This window comes from Parendozoicomonas verongulae (assembly GCF_009711465.1).
Classification (GTDB): domain Bacteria; phylum Pseudomonadota; class Gammaproteobacteria; order Pseudomonadales; family Endozoicomonadaceae; genus Sansalvadorimonas; species Sansalvadorimonas verongulae.
Genome location: NZ_SMME01000843.1, coordinates 18505 through 39791 on the forward strand (window position 1 = coordinate 18505; position 21287 = coordinate 39791).

The following is a 21287-nucleotide window of genomic DNA, read 5'->3' on the forward strand; positions in this document are numbered from 1 at the left end:
AGTTTTCACGTTCATGTATACCGATCCGCTGTTCTTTCTTGTCGCTGTGCCCGCTGTTCTTATTGGCGGCATGGCTAAGGGTGGATTGGGCAATATACTGGGAACCGCCTGTGTTCCATTGATGGCCTTAGTCCTTCCTCCCGTTCAGGCGGCTGCCATCCTCTTACCTCTGCTGCTTGTAATGGATTTGATTTCCCTGTGGAAATTCCGTGGCCAGGTGGATAGTCGTACCCTTTTTACCGTATTTCCTGGCTGTATTGCAGGCGTTGCTCTCGCAGCCTTACTTTTTGGGTATCTATCAGAGCAGTACATTCGCCTTATGATTGGGGTTGTATCCCTGAGCTTTTGTCTGATGCAGTGGCTCAAGAACAGTCAGCAGAATATCCGCAAAGCCAGCTATATCAGGGGCAGCTTTTGGGGTGCTATTGGCGGCTTTACCAGTTTTGGCATTCACGCCGGCGGTCCGCCAATCTCTATTTATACTCTTCCTCTTGGGTTGAACAGCCATAAGCTGATGGGAACCCAAGCCTGGATGTTTGCAGGCATGAATATGGCAAAGGTAGTTGTCTATGGATCATCAGGGCAGCTGGATACTCAAAACCTTTCCGCGTCCCTGATCCTGCTCCCCCTGACACCACTGGGAGTTATAGCCGGTTACAAGATTCTGAGTTGTGTTTCTGAAAAAGTGGTTTATCGTGTGAGTTACGGTTTTTTAGGATCTATTGGGTTTCTGTTGTTTCTGCAGGGGAGCGGCTTAATTCCTACAGTTTAGTTTTCTGGCAGTGTCTGCAAAAAGTGGGGAACTGTTTGTATCAGGCGTTGTCGTTAAAAGAAAGATTCTTAACCGCTATGATTATAAATTAACGATACAAGAATAAAACGGCTCGCTGTTCATGGTTATACGTCACAGAAAATTACTGTTACCTGCACTTCTTGCATCACTTTTAGTGTTGTCTGGCTGTGAGAAAACACCTCCTCCTGATTGTCCTTACACCAGTGACACTGATGCCGGAGCCAATGCAGGCTGCCTGATTACCCGGGGTGATGATGTTCTTATCATTACTATGCGGCTGACCGGCAAGCAGTCCATTCCCGGCGGCACAACTGATATTGGTGAGTCACCACGCTGCACCGCCCACCGTGAAACCTTTGAAGAAACTGGCGTTCAGGTGAATGTGCATGAGCTGCTGGATAAATTCGACAACGGCTTTCATGTGTATCGCTGCACACCTGTTGATGAGAATCAGGTGCCAAGCCCGCAGGACTGGAAAGAAGTCAGTGATGTGGGGTGGCGCTCCTGGCTCTCTTTAAACAGTGATAACTGGCGCTTTCCAGAGCAATTTGAACGCACTCGCCGCATGATTCGCAAACAAATTACGGGAATAAGTAAACAGTTGGACTAACCTGAGTTCGGCCTGTAGTGTGCGTTCAATCCGGCACAATATCTACAGGCCAAAAATCATGAGAATCCCCCCTGCAGACCCGAAAAAACTTCCGTTCTGGCTGCGCTGGTTTTTCCACCAGCAGGAAAAGCGTTATGGCCAGCATTTACAGCCTGCTCTTGTGTGGTCCCGTAAACCCTCTTTATTTGTTTTGTTTGCCAGCTTCTGGGCGAGATTAAGCCGTAAGTCCTCCCCTCTTCCTCCTGCGTTAAGAGCAATGATTCAGGTTTACGTTGCCAAGCTTACGTGGTGCCACTTTTGTGTAGACCTCAACAGTCTGACATTAGTAAATGAAACCGGCGGGCAGGAAAAACTGGACGCGTTAGATAACTGGGAGAACAGCACACTTCTCTCTGACAGCGAAAAAGCAGCACTAGCCTGGACAAAAGCCATGTCTGGCGCAAACTGCCAGATTTCCGAAAAAGTTCATTTAGAACTGAAGAGGCATTTTAACGAACAGCAAATTATGGAGCTGACAGCACTTGTCGCGTTTCAGAATATGTCTGCTCGCTTCAACGCTGCTCTGGACATTCCCTCTCAGGGATTGTGTGAAGTACCGAAAAAGAAAAACTGACCCATACTAAAAAGCGCATTAGCCTCTCAGCAATGCGCTCCACACACAACACTTAAGTACTTATACCATTCTCAGACTTCATTGAGGTGTTCCCCAACAACTCATGAAGTCAGTATTCCCATCACAACTCCTGCAGCTCATAATCTGAAATTTAAAGCACTGTCTGTTAGAGGTGCGTTAAATCTTGTGTATAAATTACACACAATACGTCTGATAACTTTCAGATTTCAGTAGCTTTTTCCCTCAAATTGTCGCAAATATGTACAACCATCCATGCCAAAGCCACCAATACACCTGCCGAAAGATGACCGCGCAGCTTCCCATGGAACCGGGCTACGCTATCTGATGGGAGATGAGCTGGAGTAAGTCATAATCGCTCAGGCTGAGACGTGCATATTGCCAATCAAAGCTCCCGGTAAAATATGGGAGCCAGTGCCCCGCCGGCAAAATGCGAAGGAATCCACAATCGTATCCCGGTGACGGGTCAGAGCTTCGAGGTGTTCTCCGAACAGGTTATAAAGGGAATCATCAAACCGTATTGCGCCTATAGGATGAGCCAGCTTGCCGTTTTTTACTTTAAAGCAAGTGTAACGGGTCATACCCGTCATGCGACCGCTGTGTTTATCAGACCAATTCACATACCAGAGATCACTGATATATAAGCCATCACCAATACGGCTGCAGATATCCTGCTCTTCAAGGCTACCCGGCATCATCACCAGATGATCGGGCGGATCAAATCTATCGAAGACAGCTTTGTCTTCTCCTCCGGTAAATAGGATCTGGTATTTCTCTGCTGTTCGGGGGCCAATAATAAGAGATTGCCCTATACCTTCCTTTATAAGATTCAGACAGTCCGGGCGGACATAACCGTGTTGTTGAAAGCCCGGTACGTAACCATCCGCAGTTACCAGATCAAGAGAGAACTGCTGACTCAGAGCTCGCTTGCCCTCAAACAGCAGTGTGAGCCATGAGTCTTTTTCATAGTATCTGCGAGCACTGAAATCTGCCCGTACAAGAAGTGCATTGATTGCAGCCGGTGAGAGGTACACCCGGTAATCGCCGCGGGGTACATTTTTCGTACTTTGCCCCAGCAAAGACACGCGCTCTTTGACAGATTCCAGCCTTTGCCGGAAACATTCGGCATCCCATTTCCGACCGGATATCTGATCGTGAACCGCTCTACCCCCATGTTGATATACCAAGAAATCAAGGCAGAAGCTGTTATTTGCAAACCAGTGGTGATGACCACGTGAGCTGCCAAAAGCACGGTATACCCAACCAACCATAAAAGTGCCTGCAAAACCGGTTCCGATAGAAGTATCCAGAATCTCCATGACAGCTTTGCGACCACAGTACCCGGCCCTGTTTCCATTGCACAGGGTTGAGCATGGTGTGGTGGGATTAGGGTTGGTGCACCAAGTATAGTAAGGGTCATCAGATACGGTCGAGACGTTATCCCGCAAACTGCACATCATCAGGCTGAGCCGGTGCCTGTCATCACAGGGAATCATGGAGAGCGTTACAGTACCTGAGGCTCGCTTAAGCCCTTTGTGCAGTGTGATCTTCAGTGTGGTTTTATCCACCTGACCACTTTGCCGTAATAAGCCTCTGCTTATAAAGCTGTAATCTGTCCTCTCACCTTCCAGCCATGCGCTCCAGTCCTCGTCGCAGGAGACTTTCCCATTCAGATAACGACATAGGGAAGAAAAGTACTCAATCATGACGATTTCCAAGAACTTCAACGCTTGCGGGTAACAGAGCAAAACTCCCTGCCGTCATCCACAACAAGGGCATCGTTCGGAAGCTCTCTTGTATGTGTTTGATCATAAGCTTCTGAACCTCAATCTTGCCGAATGAGCATAGCAGTTGGAGTAGAAACACTGTTCACCATGCCTTGTGAACAGTGTTCACAATAAACACGGAGTGAACACTGTTTTCTCCACACTGTTCAGAGAACAATAAAACAGTGTTTTTTATAAACAGCGTTTACTGAACACTGTTTAGTTGTTTTTAGGCTGATTTCTTGACGCCCCCGTTCCAGAGCCTCCAATATGAATTGAACGCTGTAAAATTCATGGGGTGAACACTGTTTTGTTTACAAGGGCAATATCTGCACAGTGTTCCCATTACAGGGCTAAACGGATATGGCCAGACGCAACGAACACAGCAAAGACGAGCTCCAGCGCCTCACACTGAAAGCTGTCAAAGATTTCCTCACTCTTTACCCGCCCCAGGAGATGAGCCTGCGCAAGATTGCCAAGCTCATTGGTTATGCACCGGCCACAGTTATCAACAGCTTTGGCAGCTATGGCGAGCTCCTTCTTGCTGCCAATGGCGAAACCCTTGATGAGTTACACACCCTCTCAGCGGTTGCCATTCGCAACGAAAACAATCCACAGCTTGCCCTGAGAAAACTCTCCCGGGTTTACCTTGCCTATGCACGAAAGTATCCATACCGGTGGCATCTGGCCTTTGAGCACCGGATACCGGATCAGAAAGTTCTGCCTGAGTGGCAAAAGGGTCGAATAGACAGGCTCTTCGCCCTTTTCACCGAACAACTCAGCCGAACCGGAGCACGGAAGAACCTGCAGGATATCCACATCGCTTCACGGGTGGTTTGGGCGGGAGTGCATGGAATCTGTTTGCTGGCAGCAGGTGGCGGAGCTTTGCAGGAGAAGCATGCTACGGGCGAGCAGATGCTGGATATGTTTTTGAATAACTTTATGGGCAGCTATATGGCACAGAGAGCGTCAGTCTGAATACAAGAGTCGGTTGGGTTAACAAAGTGCAACCCAGCAAGCGGGCAGCGAAACGGGACGATAGAATGCACTGTAAGTAAACGACAAAACACTAATACCCATAAAAACAAAAAACCCTCAAAGACCAATACCAGTATTGAGGGTTTTATTTTTATTGTTTTTCAATCAGTTAAGGGTGATATTTCGATCAACTTTTAACTTTTGACCCAGTTTGGTCCATGAGACAAAAGCGTTACTTACCTAATTTCTTGCGAATAGCCTGCAGAGTACGCAATTGGGCAGCAGCCTCAGCCAACTGGGTAGCCGCACGGGAGTAGTCAAACTCACCCTGCTGATTAGCCAGAGCCTGCTCAGCCTGCTTTTTAGCCTCTTCAGCAGCTGCTTCATTCATATCTGTAGCACGCAGAGCCGTATCAGCCAGAACTTTGATATTGTTCGGCTGAATCTCGAGGAAACCACCGGACAGATAGTAAATCTCTTCTTCCCCGCCTTCCAGAATAACCCGGATAGGGCCAGGGTTCAGACCAGTGATTAGAGGTGTGTGGCCCGGGGTGATGCCGAGGTCGCCCTCGGTACCAGTGGCCACAACCATCTCGACTGATCCGGAGAAGATCGCCTCTTCAGCACTTACGATATCACACTGGACATTGGTGCTCTTCGAAAGAGTAGACATTGCTAAATCCCTCCTTTATCCGTCTGGTTATTAGAGAGACTTGGCTTTTTCAACAGCTTCGTCGATGCCGCCCACCATATAGAACGCCTGTTCTGGCAGTGAATCATACTCACCTGACAGAATACCCTTAAAGGCACGGATGGTCTCTTTCAGAGGCACATATTTGCCCGGAGAACCGGTAAATACTTCCGCTACAAAGAAAGGCTGAGACAGGAAACGTTCAATCTTACGGGCACGGGATACGGTCTGCTTATCTTCTTCAGACAGCTCATCCATACCCAGAATCGCAATGATGTCTTTCAGTTCCTTATAGCGCTGCAGAACGGTCTGAACACCTCGGGCCACTTCATAATGCTCCTGACCAATCACCAGAGGATCCAGCTGACGGGAGGTGGAATCCAGCGGGTCAATCGCAGGGTAGATACCCTTGGACGCGATATCACGGCTCAGTACCACAGTCGCATCCAGGTGGGAGAACGTGGTCGCCGGGGATGGGTCAGTCAAGTCATCCGCAGGTACATAAACGGCCTGAATGGAGGTGATAGAACCGGTCTTGGTGGAGGTAATACGCTCCTGCAAAACGCCCATCTCTTCCGCCAGCGTTGGCTGATAACCTACCGCAGAAGGCATACGACCCAACAGTGCAGATACCTCAGTACCGGCCAGTGTATAACGGTAAATGTTATCCACAAAGAACAGTACGTCACGGCCTTCGTCACGGAACTTCTCGGCCATAGTCAAGCCGGTCAGAGCCACACGCAGACGGTTACCGGGTGGTTCGTTCATCTGTCCGTAAACAAGGGATACTTTGTCGATAACATTAGAGTCGGTCATTTCGTGGTAGAAGTCGTTACCTTCACGGGTACGCTCACCCACACCTGCAAACACGGAGAAACCGGAGTGCTCGATCGCAATGTTCCGGATCAACTCCATCATGTTTACGGTTTTACCGACACCGGCACCACCGAACAGACCAACCTTACCGCCCTTAGCAAACGGACAGACCAAGTCGATTACCTTTATGCCGGTTTCCAGCAGCTCATTAGTTGCTGCCTGATCCGCGTAGGAAGGAGGCTCGCGGTGGATAGACATGCGCTCGTCTTCACCAATCGGGCCTTTCTCGTCGATAGGGTCGCCCAATACATCCATTATTCGACCGAGGGTTGCTGTACCTACAGGAACCTGGATAGGGGCTTTGGTGTTCTCGGCAACCAGCCCACGACTGATGCCTTCTGTGGAACCCAGCGCGATGGAGCGAACAACGCCATCGCCCAACTGCTGCTGAACTTCCAGGGTCAGTTCCTTGCCTTCAACCTTCAGGGCATCGTAGACCTGAGGGACTGCGTCGCGCGGGAACTCGACGTCGATAACGGCGCCTATGATCTGTACGATACGACCGCTACTCATAGTGTGTCCTCACCTCTTATTTATGAAGGACTGCAGCTGCCCGGACTCCCCCCGCAGGCTGCAACCTTAACAATTCAATGGCCGCAGCGCCTAAACGGCCGCCGCGCCGCTTACGATCTCGGAAAGCTCTTGTGTGATCGCAGCCTGACGCGCCTTGTTATACACAAGATTCAACTCATCAATCAGTCCGCCGGCGTTATCGGTTGCGCTCTTCATAGCAACCATCCGGGCCGCCTGTTCACAGGCACTGTTTTCAACCACAGACTGATAAACCTGGGATTCGATGTATCGCACCAGCAACTCATCAAGCAGCTGCCTGGCGTCTGGCTCGTAGAGGTAATCCCAGGGGTATTCCAGCGATTCGTCTTCATCTGCCTGCAAAGGCAGCAGCTGTTCACAGGTGGGCGTTTGAGCCATTGTGTTCACAAACCGGTTGAAACACACCACCAAATGATCAATGCAACCGTCTTCGTAGGCATCCAGCATCACCTTCACGCTGCCGATCAGGTCTGCAATGCTGGGCTCGTCACCGATATGGTCGAGAGCAGCCACCACATTGCCGCCGTAGCTGCGGAAGAAGGAGGCGGCTTTGCTGCCAATTACGCACAGATCAATCTCCACGTCCTTCTCGTGGAAGCCCTGCATCTGCTGCACGGTTTTCTTGAACAGGTTAGTGTTCAAGCCACCACACAGACCACGGTCGGTGGATACCACGATAAAACCGACGCGCTTGATCTCCCGCTCTTCCATAAAGGAGTGGCGGTATTCAGGATTGGCGTGAGCCATGTGACCCACAACCTGACGAATACTGGTGGCGTAGGGGCGCGAACGCTCCATACGCTGCTGTGCTTTCCGCATCTTGGACGCAGCGACCATCTCCATAGCGGAGGTGATCTTCTGTGTGTTTTGTATCGACGCTATCTGCGTCTTTATCTCTTTACCAACTGCCATAGCAATCCATCCTCATGTCTAGCTCGCTCACGGCTATTCGTTAAGCTCATGGCTGCTTACCATGTCTGGGTTGCTTTGAACTTTTCGAGAGCTTCCTTGATACCGCTTTCAATATCTTTACTGAAGTCACCCGCTTCGTTGATGGTGGCCATCAGCGTCGCGTGCTCGCTGTTCACGTAGCTCAGCAGGGCAGATTCAAAGTCGCCAATCTTGTTCAGTGCAACGTCTTCCAGATAACCTTTTTCAGCGGCGTAGATCACCACGCCCATCTCGGCCACAGACAGAGGCTGGTACTGCTTCTGCTTCATCAGCTCTGTTACACGCTGACCGTGTTCGAGCTGCTTACGGGTGGCTTCGTCAAGGTCGGATGCAAACTGGGCGAATGCCTGCAGTTCACGGTACTGGGCCAGCGCCAGACGGATACCACCGCCAAGCTTCTTGATGATCTTGGTTTGCGCTGCACCACCTACCCGGGAAACCGAGACACCAGCATTCATCGCAGGGCGGATACCTGCGTTAAACAGATCGGTTTCCAGGAAGATCTGACCATCGGTTATGGAGATTACGTTGGTAGGTACGAACGCAGATACGTCACCCGCCTGGGTTTCGATGATCGGCAGAGCGGTCAGAGAACCGGTTTTGCCTTTCACTTCACCGTCGGTGAACTTCTCAACGTAATCGGCGTTAACACGGGCCGCACGCTCCAACAGACGGGAGTGGAGATAAAAAACATCACCAGGATAAGCTTCACGGCCGGGAGGACGCTTCAGCAACAGAGAGATCTGACGATAGGCCCAGGCCTGCTTGGTCAGGTCATCGTATACGATCAGGGCATCTTCACCGCGATCACGGAAATACTCACCCATGGAGCAGCCACCAAACGGAGCAAGGAACTGCATCGCTGCGGGGTCGGCCGCGCCAGCGTTTACGACAATGGTGTGATCCATTGCGCCGTGCTCTTCCAGCTTACGCACCACGTTGGCGATAGAGGACTGCTTCTGCCCAACCGCAACATAGATACACTTAACGCCAGTGCCTTTCTGGTTGATGATGGCGTCGATGGCAACAGCGGACTTACCCGTTTGACGGTCACCGATAATAAGCTCACGCTGACCACGACCAATAGGTACCATGGAGTCGATCGCCTTGTAACCGGTTTGCACAGGCTGATCGACAGACTGACGAGCGATTACGCCGGGAGCAACCTTCTCCACTGGAGAAGTCTGCTTGGCTTCGATAGGGCCTTTGCCGTCGATAGGATTACCCAGCGCGTCTACAACACGGCCGAGCAGTTCGTTACCAACTGGTACTTCAAGAATACGGCTAGTGCATCGGGCTTTCTGACCTTCCGCCAGAGCCTTGTACTCACCGAGAATTACGGCACCCACTGAATCCTGTTCCAGGTTCAGAGCCATGCCGAAAACACCGCCGTCGAATTCGATCATCTCACCGTACATGACATCGGCGAGACCGTGGATTTTTACGATACCGTCAGAAACGCTGACGATCGTGCCCTCATTACGGGCTTCAGCGGAGACATCAAGACCTTCAATCCGGCTCTTGATTACGTCGCTGATTTCAGAAGGATTCAGTTGCTGCATACCAAACCTGCCAATATTAGGGTTCTGCTTTTTATTAGAAAGCTAAGAGAGCATTGCGTTGGCCAGTTTTGCCAGCCTTGTCTTGACACTGCTGTCTATCACCAGATCACCAGCCCTGATAACAACACCACCTATCAGTTCCGGGTCAACGGTATTGCTCAACCTGACCTCAGAGCCCAGCCGCGTCCGTAACTTGTCAGCCAGCTTGTTCAGCTGTTCATGATCAAGGGGGAATGCGGAGAGAACTTCAGCGTCAACGCTTTGTTCTTGCTCTGCCTTGAATGCCTCAAATAATTCGGCAATTTGGGGCAGCAGGGTGATTCTCTTGTTGTCTGCCAGAGTGCGGACAAAGTTCTGCCCGTTGTTGTCCAGCGTGTCACCGCACACATCAATAAAAGCGTCTGCTTTTTGTTGTGCTGTGAGTGATGGCGTCCCGAGTAGCGCGCTGACTTTCTTGTTCTGAACCACAGCTGCGCCGTTCTTCAGCATGCTCGACCAGTTGTCCAGAGACTTCTGTGCAAGAGCATACTGAAACGCAGCTTTGGCGTAAGGACGAGCGCAAGTGGTCAGTTCCATGATTGCCTCCGCCTCAGAGCTCAGCTGCTAACTGGTCAACCAACTCGCTGTTGGCAGCTTCGTCGATCTGCTTACCGAGGATCTTACCGGCGCCGGCAACGGCGATAGTGGCAACCTGCGCACGCAGTTGTTCACGGGCCTGGTTCACTTCCTGTTCGATCTCAGCACGGGCAGCAACAATCAGACGCTCACCTTCCTTACGGGCATCGTCTTTCGCCTCTTCGGCGATAACGGATGCACGACGGTTAGCCTGATCTACAATCTCTTTTGCCTGCTCACGAGCTGCCTGCAGCTCTTCTTGCACTTTGTTCTGAGCAGCTTCCAGATCTGTAGACGCGCGATCTGCGGCCGCAAGGCCATCAGCTATCTTTTTCTGGCGCTCATTCAGTGCCCCGATCAGAGGGGGCCAGACATACTTCATGCAGAACCACACGAAGAATGCGAACGCTATCGATTGACCTATGATGGTCGCATTGATGTTCACACCAATACCTCTCGCAGTCTCAGTTAATGTAACCTTCTGCGTTCCTGTCTTCCGGCTTCTTCCATTGAGGGAGAAAACCGGAAGGCTGAACTGACAGAAAGATCATGTCGCCATTAACCGTGGCTTACTGCAGAAACGCAGCAACCTGTGCGGTGAACGGGTTAGCAAAGGTGAAGAACAGTGCGATACCTACAGCGATCATTGGGATCGCATCCAACAGACCTGCTACGATGAACATCTTGGTTTGCAGCATAGGTGCAGTTTCTGGCTGACGGGCAACGCCTTCCAGGAACTTACCGCCGAGCATACCGAAGCCAATCGCTGTAGCGAGGGCTGCGAGGCCCAGCATGATTGCAACACTGATGACGGTCAGACCAACTACCAGTTCCATATTTCCTCCAGACTCTTATTTTTACCGGGTCAAACACCGCATGTGCGGTCAATTAGTGTTCTTCATGAACCATACTCAGATAAACGATGGTCAGGGTCATGAAGATGTAAGCCTGCAATGTGATGACCAGGATATGCAGCACAGCCCAGCCAAAGTGCAGTGGCAGCTGAAAGTATCCGATCATGGCAATGAGGATGAAGATCAACTCACCGGCATACAGGTTGCCGAACAGCCGCAAGCCCAGAGAAATAGGCTTGGCAATCAGGGAAACAGTTTCAAGCAGCAGATTCACAGGAATCAGGATAACCTTCACGGCTGGGTTATTACTGCTGAACGGGTGCAGAGCCAGATCACCAAACAGGCCGCTCAGGCCTTTCACCTTGATCCAGTAGAACAGCATGAGGAAGAACACACTGATAGACATGGACATAGTGATATTCGGGTCGGTAGACGGAACAATCTTCATGTAAGGCACACCGGCCAGAGTCGCCAGACCCGGAATCCAGTCCACAGGGATCAGATCCATCAGGTTCATAAAGAAGATCCACACAAATATGGTCAGCGCCAGCGGTGCAATGACAGGATTCTTACCGTGGAAGCTTTCCTTAACACTGGTATCCACAAACTCAACGATGGACTCGATGGCATTCTGCAAACCACCGGGAACACCGGACGTGGCGCGCCTGGCCACAAAGCGGAACAGAAGAACAAAGACAAAGCCGAGAAAGACAGACCACAACATGCTGTCTACGTGGATGGCCCAGAAACCCATGTCTTTTGCTTCAGCGGCGCTGTGGGCAATTGTCCAGGTTGCTTCACTCAGCATGGAGCCGTCGTATCGCTCATAGCCTGCAGGGAGCTGACCGTATGTCAGGTTCTGCAAGTGGTGCTGTATATAACCAGAGGCTGTGTTCGCTGCCATAAAAATGCTCTCGCCACTCTCGTTAACCGTTAACTCACCTGGGCGGGGCCAGGCCCGGATGTTCTGTTTTTATTATTTCAAAAGCCTGCTTTTAACAGCGCCGGTGTAAACCAGTTCACGGCCTGCACCAACACAAAAGCGCCAAACAACGCCACCGCATCAAGCGGCCTGACCAGTGCAAAAACCAGAGCAAAGCCGCAACAGGTCAGGAAAAACTTGCCTGCTTCACCCTTGTAGAATTCGTTAACTATCTTTCTGGCCGCTCGGGCACCGGAGAGGGAGAAGGCCCGGAAAACGAGATAAGCGTTAGGAACAAAACAGATCATGCCACCCAGAAGTGCGGAAACAGCGGCCGTTCGACCACTGGCAAGAAATGCTACGGATACCAGAACGGTGGCAGCCATTTGAGCGTATATGACCCGGAAAACAGGTGGTTTTCTCAAATGAGGTGACTGCATCAACCCCCCTCACTCCTCGTTTTTGTTCTACTGCACGCTCAACACGCTTCATGCAACATAAGTTGAGCCAGACGGCGCTCTTATTAAACCCTGTATCAAAGTCACTTCAGTGCTTTCTCTATTTACCTTATTTTCAAGCAACTGTCAGGCGTGGCAAGTATATGAGTATTACTACCTACGATCAACTGTATTTATTGCTGTTTTTTATATTAAGGGGGTGAGTTTTTTCTTTTGCTTTTATAGGGTTATTAACACTTTTTGTAAGAGAAAATGACGGTTTCGTTATAAAAATCCTCAGCTCTATCCGGAATAATTTTCACTTTTCAAACGGGGGTATTTTTATGCATTACGTGAGGTCACTCATGCAACTGGTGGGTTATGGCCTTCCAATGCCTCCGCACATACCTCAAAGACCTGCTTCCCCTGCTGAACCCCAAACCGGTCAAAAAAGAATCACTCCACCCCATGGAACACCTCGTCCTGCACGTCAGCGAATCAAAGTGGAAGAAGTAAATATTACTGCGACAACGCCAAGCCTTATGGTTCTCAACCCAGCTCCAGAATCAGGATCTCCTATTCAAATAAAGTTGCATGAAACTGCCAGCACACTCAGCACTTCAAGCTCTGAAGTTTCTATCACTAGAACATCCCCTCCAGTGCCGTCTGAAACAACCAGACCTTTAGCCTATGAGGTCTATAAAATTGAATCAGACGACGACCCCGAACCGACAACTCGCTACATTGTTCCCGCGGTTTTTCATGACAACCTGAGGAATGCTTTCACTGAAAGTGTTACTGAGAGCAAAAAGCAATCGGAACTGATAAGTCTTTCTATTCCTTTACCAAACGGTCAACACAAAACTCTAAGCCCAAAAGATCTTCAAACACTTGATAAAGAGCAGTGGCTGAATGATGAAATAATTAACGCAGCTTTCGCCCTTTATGATTTAAGAGCATGCACCCACCTCAAATCTCTCAGATGCAGAACATTTACCTCTTTTCATCTGCCTTCGTTAAAGATGGGAGCAGCCAGCAAAAAAAAATATGGCTTAACTCCACATATAGGAGATTTTCATCGCATGATCTTCCCTGTTCACAGAGTTAACCACTGGCTACTGGTTGTTGTAGATATTCAACGACGCACAATTTTTACTATTGATTCATTGGATCCTGGTATTGTAGCTCCTGAAGCCAGCACGATTCAGACATGGCTTGAGGCTTTTTATACAGAAATAGGCAGCCATGAATCTGCAAAATCGGTCAAGTCCTTTTCACTGAAGGCATTAGCCATTCCCAGCCAGGTGAATGACTACGACTGTGGCTCAGCCATTATCAAGGCTGGAAGATACTTCTATGAAGCAGACGGTGAACTTCCAGATGATCTGAGTCATCCCTCCTACGAAGAGTTCAGAAAAATAATAAAAACAACTCTCAGGGGATGCAGCCACATAGAAGTGATTGAACTTTAGGGTGAAGCTTAAGTACCGGGTACTTACACCTCACCCTTTGCGCAAAGGGTTATTTGATATGCTCCAGCACACCATCCAGCTCATCAAGACTGTTATAGCGAATCACCAGCTTCCCCTTACCTTTGGCCGAGTGCTGAATCGCTACCTTGGCACCAATTTTCTGGGACAGGTTTTCCTCCAGGCTGCGAATATCCGGGTCCACCTTTTTCTTTTCAAAAGGCGCAGCCGCTTCCTGCTGCATACGACGTACCAGAGATTCCGTCTGACGCACTGACAAACCCTGAGCCGCCACAGTACGTGCTGCTTCCAGTTGCTGACCATCGGGCAAACCCAGCAAAGCCTTGGCGTGACCGGCTTCAATATCGCCGTACTCCAGCATCTTGCGCACATCATCGCGAAGAGTAAGAAGCCGCAGCAGGTTGGTCACAGTCACCCGGGACTTACCCACGGCTTCTGCCACTTCCTGTTGAGTCAGTTCAAACTCTTCCTTCAAACGGTTCAGGGCAATCGCTTCTTCGATAGCATTGAGATCTTCACGCTGAATGTTCTCGATCAGGGCCATGGCAATGGCAGCCTCATCGGGTACTTCGCGGATGACGGCTGGAATTTTGTCCAGCCCGGCCAGCTGAGTAGCGCGCCAGCGTCGTTCACCAGCAATAATTTCAAAGCGGTCTTCACCGGGTTCACCCGCAGGTCGAACCACGATAGGCTGCATAACGCCTTGCTTGCGAATGGAGCTGGCCAGCTCTTCCAGTGCTTCCGGGCTCATATCCCGGCGGGGCTGATATTTACCACGCTCAATAAACTCAACCGGAAGTTCACGGAGCATTTTGTCCCGCGCCACCTCCAGCTCTACGGTTGCAGGCATCTGCAACTGTTCAATTTCTTCAGCAACCCGGGCACTTTGCAGCAGCGTTCCCAAGCCCTTTCCTAATGCTTTTTTCCTAGCCACTGACGGTCTTACCTCACGGCTGCTTCAGCGGTTTTCGCCGAAGTCTGGGTTTTACCGGCTTCCTGCCGGCGAATAAGTTCTCCTGCCAGTGCCAGATAGGCGATGGCACCGCGGGAGTGTTTGTCGTGTTTCAAAACTGGGAGTCCGTGGCTGGGAGCTTCCGCCAGGCGAACATTCCGGGGAATCACTGTGCGATAAACCTTGTTACCAAAATGACCAATCAGCTGACGGGACACTTCCACAGTCAAGCTGTTGCGGGGGTCATACATGGTGCGCAACAGGCCCTCGATATGAAGACGGGGGTTTCGGGTGGATGCGATACCGGACACTGTTTCCATTAACGCAGCCAGACCTTCCAGCGCATAGTATTCGCACTGCATGGGGATAATAACGCCGTCAGAGGCCACCAGAGCGTTCACAGTCAACATGTTAAGCGACGGTGGACAATCAATCAGGATAAAGTCGTAATGGCTTCTGAGGGGCTCCAGGACGCGATCCAGACTCCCTTCGCTATCCTGGTGATTGATTAGCTCCACCTCAGCGGCGGTCAGATCACCATTGGCAGGCAACACTTCGATACCAGCGGTTTCGGAGGGCACAATCGCCTCCTCTACTGTCGCCTTGCCAACCAGAACATCGTAAACAGATACGGGCAACTCATGTTTATCCACACCGCAGCCCATGGTGGCATTGCCCTGTGGATCCAGATCGATAAGCAACACGCGTCGCTTGGTTGCAGCCAGTGATGCCGCAAGATTCACACAGGACGTCGTTTTACCGACACCACCTTTCTGATTAGTGATCGACAGCGTTTTTGCCATCTGCGATGCCCCTTAGAGTGTTATCACGGTTATGCCCGTGCCGTTTCCATCCGCTCCAGTATGACAAGATGCCGCTGCCCTTCACAACCAGCAACATCAAGGGAATGGGATTCAATCATTGTAATGTCCGGACGAACAGCGTTCAGCTCAGCCAGCTCTTCATCCGGGCGAATGCCCTTCATGGCCAGCCACCTGCCATCTGCTTTGAGCAGGTGATCGGTGATAGTCATCATATCCTTCATGGAGCTGAAAGCCCGGGACATAACCACATCATACAACGCATCCGGATGCCACTTCTCCACACGCTTGTTCAGAACTGTAACATTTTCCAGCCCAAGAGCAGTACAGGCCTGCACCTGAAAACGGGTTTTCTTGCCTACGCAGTCCAGGGTGGACACGCAACGATCCGGCAACATGATCGCCAGCGGGATACCGGGAAGGCCGGGACCAGAGCCAACATCCAGAAAATGCTCACCCGGCGCTACGCACTTTTCCACAAAAGGCAGAATGCTGAGGCTGTCGAGAATATGCCGGGAAATCATATCTTCCGGATTACGCACAGCGGTCAGGTTATACACCTTGTTCCACTTGACCAGCAGGTTCACGTATTCACACAGCAGGCGGTTCTGCTTCGGGCTGAGTGCAATGCCCATTTCGTCTGCACCGGACTGCAGCATAACCTCAAGGTTACTCACAATAACTGACCTTAGCTTTGTGTTTTGCGATTGGAAAAACTGCAAATTCTAACATGAAAAAGCAGCTTCCTTTTCAACAAAGGAAGCTGCTTTGTGGTTTGTTGTGGATAAAACCTGTGGAATCAGTCGGAGGTTTTATCTTTCACCAGCTGACGCTTTTTCAAGTGAATCAGCAACAAGGAAATAGCTGCAGGCGTTACACCCTGAATCCGCGAAGCCTGACCCAGAGTAGCGGGGCGCACATCATTCAGCTTCTGGCGAATCTCATTAGACAGGCCAGTGATGGCATCATAATCCATGGTGTCCGGCAGTGCGGTTTCTTCATGGCGACGCAGGCGGGCGATTTCATCGGACTGACGCTCAATGTAACCGGCGTACTTGCTCTGGATTTCCACCTGTTCGGCAACAGCTTCACTGTCCACTGCTTCGCCCTTCAAACTGGCTACATCCTGATAGTTCAGTTCAGGGCGCTTGAGCAGTTCCATCAAACTGTATTCGCGGGTGATGCTGTTTTGCAGCTTGCTGTTGATAACGTTCGCTTCCGGCTTGCTGGGGTGGACAAACGTTGTTTTCAAACGCTCGGTTTCCGCATTGATGCTGTTTTGCTTGGCGCAGAACTGCTCCCAGCGCTCATCATCCACAAGACCAAGCTCACGACCTTTGGGGGTCAGGCGGATATCGGCATTGTCTTCCCGCAGTACCAGGCGGTACTCCGCACGGCTGGTAAACATACGATATGGCTCAGAAGTGCCGTTGGTTATCAGGTCATCGACCATAACCCCGATATAGGCCTCATCACGTCGAGGACACCAGGCTTCGTCACCACGGGCGCGCAGTGCGGCGTTCAAACCAGCCAGCAGGCCCTGGGCACCGGCTTCTTCGTAGCCAGTTGTACCGTTGATCTGCCCGGCAAAGTACAAGCCGTGGATAACTTTGGTTTCCAGAGAGGGCTTCAGATCACGGGGATCGAAGAAATCATACTCAATGGCGTAACCGGGACGAATGATATGGGCGTTTTCCATCCCCTTAATGGAACGCACCAGCTCCAGCTGGACATCAAAAGGCAGGCTTGTGGATATTCCGTTGGGGTACAACTCATGGGTAGTCAGGCCTTCCGGCTCCACAAAAATCTGGTGGGAGTTCTTATCTGCAAAGCGCTGAATCTTGTCTTCAATGGATGGGCAATAGCGTGGGCCAACTCCTTCAATCACACCGGTGTACATGGGGGAGCGATCCAGACCGCTGCGAATAATATCGTGGGTTCGCTCATTGGTGTGGGTAATGTAACAGCTGATCTGTTTCGGATGATCCGCACGGGAACCTGTGAAGGACATGACGGGCAGTGGCGTATCACCAGGCTGTTCCTGCATCACAGAGAAATCCACAGAACGGGCATCAATACGAGGAGGGGTACCGGTTTTCAGACGCTCCACACGTAAAGGCAGTTCACGCAGACGGTTAGCCAGATTGATCGCTGCAGGATCACCAGCACGGCCGCCACCGTAATTCTGTAAACCAATGTGGATGCATCCACCAAGGAAAGTGCCGGTGGTGAGAACAACCTGCTCCGCTTCAAAACGCAGGCCCATCTGCGTCACAACGCCTTTCACGTTATCCCCATCCACAATCAGGTCATCAACCGCTTGCTGGAACAACCAGAGGTTGGCTTGATTTTCTAGAATCTCGCGAACAGCTGCTTTGTAGAGCACACGATCAGTCTGGGCACGGGTGGCGCGAACCGCTGGCCCTTTACGGGAATTCAGAACACGGAACTGGATACCAGCCAGATCCGTTGCCCTGGCCATGGCGCCACCCAGTGCATCAATCTCTTTCACCAGATGGCTTTTGCCAATACCGCCAATAGCCGGGTTACAGGACATCTGCCCCAGAGTTTCAATATTGTGGGTTACCAGCAGTGTTCTGGCACCCATGCGCGCAGATGCCAATGCGGCTTCTGTACCAGCATGACCACCACCGACAACAATGACATCAAAATGTGCTGGAAAATCCACTCGTTTACTCCCTCCGGATATCTACCTGTAAACAGGCAAGTCTGTGCCGCGTGAGTATAAAGTCTATAGGTGAAAAGAAAACCGGTGTTTGCTGTGGAATCTTCTTACCAGGCTCTGAACTGCATAACTACACATCTGATCAATCTTACCCACATCTACGATTACATCGTGTTTCATTTTTTCCAGAAGAGAGATAAGAAATATATATGTATGTCTTATTTCTTTTCTTATTTATTTCTTTTTATATAGGAAGCCCTTTTCTGTGGAAAAGCCTTCTCTCCCCTTTGTTACCAAGGCTTGGGGAGGATAATAACCATGTTCAGAAAGTCCGTATGACTGGTGGCTTAACATGTGAACATGTTTAAATGCCGAAGCCGTTTATTTTTTCATCCACTGGGCTATTCACCTGTTCTTCCCATGGTTGTACTCAGGTTTGTTAACACCCGGAATTCTGATTGTTTTCCCCATTTTATCCAAAAGAGGTTCTCCACATCGAGATGTGGGTAACTGACTTTATCCTTACAGCTACAGGCCTATCAGCCATATGACAACAGGTTAATAAATTGTGATTAGAGAAACTTATTCACAATAAATCGTTGGATTTCTGTAGATAATATGTGGGCGAAGGGGGGATGAAACCTGTGGATTATTTTGTGGGTAGCTTGATGCTTTCAAGGGGGGACTGTTGTATCTGCTTACAATTTGGTTAGTGAATATATCCTGACTTTCCGCCACTTTTTCTGCTTATAAGCTCACTGATAACAGCAGGGTTAGTGTATGAATAAATTACCATCAGGTTGTCAATCCGGAAACCTCCCTCCATCTGTCCATCAGTCTCTTGTTCCTATGGAAGCGGAGGCTTTTGGGCAATGGGCCTGCCGGGCAGGTTCTCAGGGAGAGCGATTTATGACTGCTGCTCGATTAGCACAAACGGAATGGCCGGACAGAATATTAACAGCCAGAGCTGTACGAGAGCAGAAGAAAGCCACCATTTATCAAGCCTTTGAGAAAGGAGAGATGGTTTGCCGTGGAGTTAATGTTGAAGATGAGCTTACCTATCAGAAAGCTCCGGCGACCCCTCGTCCGGGGACTCTGCTTCAGGCAGGAAAAAGTATAAACACGTTTTTTAGGAAGGTGCACCTGGGGCTCTTTCCGGTAAGGGGGCTCTACCCCTATAAAAGAGATGTATACAGTGACTTCGGCATTACAAAAAACGCAAAGCCAAGAGACCTGCTTCCAGACAGAAATCACCTGTTGGACAAATTAGCAGAACAGGATAACCGTCTCAGCAGTCTCTATTTGCCCCGCACTTCTGGCCGTTTAGGTATGGATGGCAGACATATCAGCGGTCATAACAAAAGCGTTAGTAGTATATTCGAATTATCTAGCAACGAGTTTATTCTTGAAGGGTATCGGAAGGAGCAATACCAATGTGTGATTATTTCGCTCCCAATCACGCTGGACAAACTTTACCAGAAGTTGCAGGACAAGTTTCGTTTGGAGCGGGAATTGGATATTGCAGAATTACCCCTGGTGTTTTACGACCCCCTCGGAGGCTTATTGAAGGAGGTTGTTTACCCCAGTGAGTTCGATGTTACCCCGGCCAGTCTGCCAGAGATTAAAAACAATATTGAGAGAGTCAAGTTATTTGCCGGTCACGCCAGGAGTGGGGAGCTTGAGCAGGTGCTTATGCATTTACCCCTTTCCCATTTACTGACATTTTTACGCAGGTTACCCGCTGACGTTGTCACTGAGACACGGGCGCTTTTAACGCCTTTCAGGGATGAGCTGCTCAAAGCTGTAGAGCAAGGTGATCTGGGCACAGCGACATTATACAGTGAATATGGTGCCAACTTGCTTGCTGTCTATTACCACGGTAATCCCCGGAAACCAAAAAATTTGCTGGAGATTTTAATGGCTTCCCCTGTTGTAAGGCCATGGGCTTCAGATGCGAAGAATGAGGGAGCCCACCAGCAGTTAGAGAGTCAAAGCCGGCTTGGGATGTTGCTCTATGATAAGGGCTGCCGGGCTCCCGTTAATTATAAAATGATCCGTTCACTTCCCTCACTGGCAGCACACATGTTAAAGCGGGAAAACCTTCATTTTTATACAGAGTCTGTTTTAGTGAACGTTTTTGAGTTTGTGGCGGATTATGCTCTGGGCGGCATTATTAGCATGGATGAGTTTGAGCTCATCATTAGGGGAGTTGTGCGATGCTTCGCAGATAAGCCAGACAGCCTCAAAAGCTGCTACACCGCGTATATTAACAAGCTATTAGGTGGAAGAGATTACGTTCTACGCAGTGATCTTCCTGATGTTCTTTGCACAGGTTCTTACCGTCCTTTCAGTTCGTCTCAAATATTTGACAAAACAGCAGAATCTTTCTTCTCTCTTGGTGTTGTTGCTGACATGGAAGTACTCCAAAAAGACTTGCAAGAATGCTGGGAGAGCGAGAGAGAAAATGTGCTTAGTTATAAAAAATTGGATATAAGTAATCTCGCAACCCTATTGGAGGATGTCCGGACTTTAGTCGATTCGCGTCATGAACAAGAGCAGGCTGAAGGAGCATACTCATTAGCCCCTTTGCGCCATGAATCAGGACTGGATGATGAAGAGTTTTGGCACTTAGCCTGTTTACGCCACGAACGAAATATGACTCGCAGTGAACGTGGTCAGTTTGCTGACTTTGTCCGTTCACATCACAAACGAAACAGGCCTCAAAAAAGCTTAATCGAACAAGTGACAGATACTGTTAATGGAACGTTGTGGTTACTCTCCCTTAAAAGCTGCCCTGATGCGATAAAAAAGAGCGGCCAGAACATTGCAGAATATCTTATTAAAGGGGATATAAATGCTGCAGAAGAACAGTTGAATGATTTATGTACAGTCCATTTGCAGTATGTGGATGAAAAAAAACAGGCTATTGAAGCATACTACCAGAAGCTTGATGCGCTTCAGAGTCGTGATACTTGTCGGGTGCCCAGTGCTGCGGAGATAAGGAGTGATTCGAAGGAGGACGACACTCTGGGTTCTGGCTTTGGTGGTTCTACTTTTGGCTGGCTGAGAACGCTCTATAGCTTTGCCCCTGACACTGAAG

20 protein-coding genes are annotated in these 21287 nt (G+C 49.9%); 6 read left to right on the forward strand and 14 right to left on the reverse strand.

Annotated elements, in window-relative coordinates; all coding sequences use genetic code 11:
• Nucleotides 1-13 precede the first annotated feature (13 nt).
• The 3 genes from E1189_RS13580 to E1189_RS13590 all read left to right on the forward strand — a co-directional run bounded on the left by E1189_RS13580 (nt 14) and on the right by E1189_RS13590 (nt 2016).
• Complete coding sequence (locus E1189_RS13580; RefSeq protein ID WP_155160870.1) at nt 14-772, forward strand: sulfite exporter TauE/SafE family protein; 759 nt, start codon at nt 14-16, stop codon at nt 770-772.
• Between the two features lie 121 nt (nt 773-893).
• On the forward strand, nt 894-1403 hold the full coding sequence (locus tag E1189_RS13585) for an NUDIX hydrolase (RefSeq protein WP_155160871.1): 510 nt from the start codon (nt 894-896) through the stop codon (nt 1401-1403).
• Nucleotides 1404-1461: 58 nt separating this feature from the next.
• On the forward strand, nt 1462-2016 hold the full coding sequence (locus E1189_RS13590) for a carboxymuconolactone decarboxylase family protein (protein WP_155160872.1): 555 nt from the start codon (nt 1462-1464) through the stop codon (nt 2014-2016).
• Between the two features lie 377 nt (nt 2017-2393).
• Here the strand turns inward: E1189_RS13590 and E1189_RS13595 are convergent, their stop codons facing one another.
• On the reverse strand, nt 2394-3740 hold the full coding sequence (locus tag E1189_RS13595; protein ID WP_155160873.1) for a metallopeptidase TldD-related protein: 1347 nt from the start codon (nt 3738-3740) through the stop codon (nt 2394-2396).
• Between the two features lie 423 nt (nt 3741-4163).
• Between E1189_RS13595 and E1189_RS13600 the strand changes: the two genes are divergently transcribed.
• Entirely contained in the window at nt 4164-4778 is a 615-nt protein-coding gene (locus E1189_RS13600; RefSeq protein WP_155160874.1) for a TetR/AcrR family transcriptional regulator, read from the forward strand.
• A gap of 232 nt (nt 4779-5010) precedes the next feature.
• Here the strand turns inward: E1189_RS13600 and E1189_RS13605 are convergent, their stop codons facing one another.
• The 9 genes from E1189_RS13605 to E1189_RS13645 all read right to left on the reverse strand — a co-directional run bounded on the left by E1189_RS13605 (nt 5011) and on the right by E1189_RS13645 (nt 12241).
• Nucleotides 5011-5451: a F0F1 ATP synthase subunit epsilon gene (locus tag E1189_RS13605; RefSeq protein ID WP_155160875.1), complete on the reverse strand. Its 441-nt coding sequence runs from the start codon at nt 5449-5451 to the stop codon at nt 5011-5013.
• Between the two features lie 30 nt (nt 5452-5481).
• On the reverse strand, nt 5482-6858 hold the full coding sequence (gene atpD / locus E1189_RS13610; RefSeq protein WP_155160876.1) for a F0F1 ATP synthase subunit beta: 1377 nt from the start codon (nt 6856-6858) through the stop codon (nt 5482-5484).
• A 90-nt stretch (nt 6859-6948) separates the two neighbouring features.
• On the reverse strand, nt 6949-7809 hold the full coding sequence (atpG, locus tag E1189_RS13615) for a F0F1 ATP synthase subunit gamma (protein WP_155160877.1): 861 nt from the start codon (nt 7807-7809) through the stop codon (nt 6949-6951).
• 56 nt (nt 7810-7865) lie between these two features.
• Nucleotides 7866-9410: a F0F1 ATP synthase subunit alpha gene (gene atpA, locus E1189_RS13620; protein WP_155160878.1), complete on the reverse strand. Its 1545-nt coding sequence runs from the start codon at nt 9408-9410 to the stop codon at nt 7866-7868.
• A gap of 42 nt (nt 9411-9452) precedes the next feature.
• Nucleotides 9453-9986, reverse strand: a complete 534-nt coding sequence (locus E1189_RS13625; RefSeq protein ID WP_155160879.1) for a F0F1 ATP synthase subunit delta — start codon at nt 9984-9986, stop codon at nt 9453-9455.
• 13 nt (nt 9987-9999) lie between these two features.
• Entirely contained in the window at nt 10000-10470 is a 471-nt protein-coding gene (locus E1189_RS13630) for a F0F1 ATP synthase subunit B (RefSeq protein ID WP_329602033.1), read from the reverse strand.
• A gap of 124 nt (nt 10471-10594) precedes the next feature.
• Entirely contained in the window at nt 10595-10861 is a 267-nt protein-coding gene (gene atpE / locus E1189_RS13635) for a F0F1 ATP synthase subunit C (protein WP_155160880.1), read from the reverse strand.
• A 52-nt stretch (nt 10862-10913) separates the two neighbouring features.
• Nucleotides 10914-11783 carry a F0F1 ATP synthase subunit A gene (gene atpB / locus E1189_RS13640; RefSeq protein WP_155160881.1) on the reverse strand — a complete coding sequence of 290 codons (870 nt, stop codon included), beginning with the start codon at nt 11781-11783 and terminating at the stop codon, nt 10914-10916.
• A gap of 77 nt (nt 11784-11860) precedes the next feature.
• Nucleotides 11861-12241, reverse strand: coding sequence for a F0F1 ATP synthase subunit I (locus E1189_RS13645; protein WP_155160882.1), 381 nt, complete (start codon nt 12239-12241; stop codon nt 11861-11863).
• A 362-nt stretch (nt 12242-12603) separates the two neighbouring features.
• Here E1189_RS13645 and E1189_RS13650 point away from each other — a divergent pair, with 362 nt between their 5' ends.
• The gene (locus E1189_RS13650) at nt 12604-13710 is read left to right on the forward strand and encodes a Ulp1 family isopeptidase (protein WP_196221423.1); all 1107 of its coding nucleotides are present in this window, start codon (nt 12604-12606) and stop codon (nt 13708-13710) included.
• 49 nt (nt 13711-13759) lie between these two features.
• Here the strand turns inward: E1189_RS13650 and E1189_RS13655 are convergent, their stop codons facing one another.
• The 4 genes from E1189_RS13655 to mnmG form a co-directional block, all read right to left on the reverse strand.
• Entirely contained in the window at nt 13760-14662 is a 903-nt protein-coding gene (locus tag E1189_RS13655) for a ParB/RepB/Spo0J family partition protein (protein WP_408014737.1), read from the reverse strand.
• 8 nt (nt 14663-14670) lie between these two features.
• Nucleotides 14671-15483: a ParA family protein gene (locus E1189_RS13660; protein WP_155160884.1), complete on the reverse strand. Its 813-nt coding sequence runs from the start codon at nt 15481-15483 to the stop codon at nt 14671-14673.
• 29 nt (nt 15484-15512) lie between these two features.
• The gene (gene rsmG / locus E1189_RS13665; protein WP_329602034.1) at nt 15513-16178 is read right to left on the reverse strand and encodes a 16S rRNA (guanine(527)-N(7))-methyltransferase RsmG; all 666 of its coding nucleotides are present in this window, start codon (nt 16176-16178) and stop codon (nt 15513-15515) included.
• A gap of 122 nt (nt 16179-16300) precedes the next feature.
• The gene (mnmG, locus tag E1189_RS13670) at nt 16301-18190 is read right to left on the reverse strand and encodes a tRNA uridine-5-carboxymethylaminomethyl(34) synthesis enzyme MnmG (protein ID WP_329602035.1); all 1890 of its coding nucleotides are present in this window, start codon (nt 18188-18190) and stop codon (nt 16301-16303) included.
• 906 nt (nt 18191-19096) lie between these two features.
• On the opposite strand from mnmG, the gene E1189_RS13675 reads away from it, so the two are divergent.
• Nucleotides 19097-21287: hypothetical protein (locus E1189_RS13675; protein ID WP_196221424.1), on the forward strand; the 2191-nt coding region annotated here is incomplete at its 3' end.

What these genes read in the sequence shown, in the direction of transcription:
- E1189_RS13585 (WP_155160871.1), top strand. Translation starts at nt 894, where the DNA reads ATGGTTATACGTCACAGAAAATTACTGTTACCTGCACTTCTTGCATCA.
- E1189_RS13595 (WP_155160873.1), bottom strand. Translation starts at nt 3,740, where the DNA reads ATGATTGAGTACTTTTCTTCCCTATGTCGTTATCTGAATGGGAAAGTC.
- atpG (WP_155160877.1), bottom strand. Translation starts at nt 7,809, where the DNA reads ATGGCAGTTGGTAAAGAGATAAAGACGCAGATAGCGTCGATACAAAAC.
- atpD (WP_155160876.1), bottom strand. Translation starts at nt 6,858, where the DNA reads ATGAGTAGCGGTCGTATCGTACAGATCATAGGCGCCGTTATCGACGTC.
- E1189_RS13625 (WP_155160879.1), bottom strand. Translation starts at nt 9,986, where the DNA reads ATGGAACTGACCACTTGCGCTCGTCCTTACGCCAAAGCTGCGTTTCAG.
- E1189_RS13660 (WP_155160884.1), bottom strand. Translation starts at nt 15,483, where the DNA reads ATGGCAAAAACGCTGTCGATCACTAATCAGAAAGGTGGTGTCGGTAAA.
- atpE (WP_155160880.1), bottom strand. Translation starts at nt 10,861, where the DNA reads ATGGAACTGGTAGTTGGTCTGACCGTCATCAGTGTTGCAATCATGCTG.
- E1189_RS13590 (WP_155160872.1), top strand. Translation starts at nt 1,462, where the DNA reads ATGAGAATCCCCCCTGCAGACCCGAAAAAACTTCCGTTCTGGCTGCGC.
- E1189_RS13650 (WP_196221423.1), top strand. Translation starts at nt 12,604, where the DNA reads ATGCAACTGGTGGGTTATGGCCTTCCAATGCCTCCGCACATACCTCAA.
- atpA (WP_155160878.1), bottom strand. Translation starts at nt 9,410, where the DNA reads ATGCAGCAACTGAATCCTTCTGAAATCAGCGACGTAATCAAGAGCCGG.
- E1189_RS13605 (WP_155160875.1), bottom strand. Translation starts at nt 5,451, where the DNA reads ATGTCTACTCTTTCGAAGAGCACCAATGTCCAGTGTGATATCGTAAGT.
- E1189_RS13645 (WP_155160882.1), bottom strand. Translation starts at nt 12,241, where the DNA reads ATGCAGTCACCTCATTTGAGAAAACCACCTGTTTTCCGGGTCATATAC.
- E1189_RS13580 (WP_155160870.1), top strand. Translation starts at nt 14, where the DNA reads ATGTATACCGATCCGCTGTTCTTTCTTGTCGCTGTGCCCGCTGTTCTT.
- E1189_RS13600 (WP_155160874.1), top strand. Translation starts at nt 4,164, where the DNA reads ATGGCCAGACGCAACGAACACAGCAAAGACGAGCTCCAGCGCCTCACA.
- atpB (WP_155160881.1), bottom strand. Translation starts at nt 11,783, where the DNA reads ATGGCAGCGAACACAGCCTCTGGTTATATACAGCACCACTTGCAGAAC.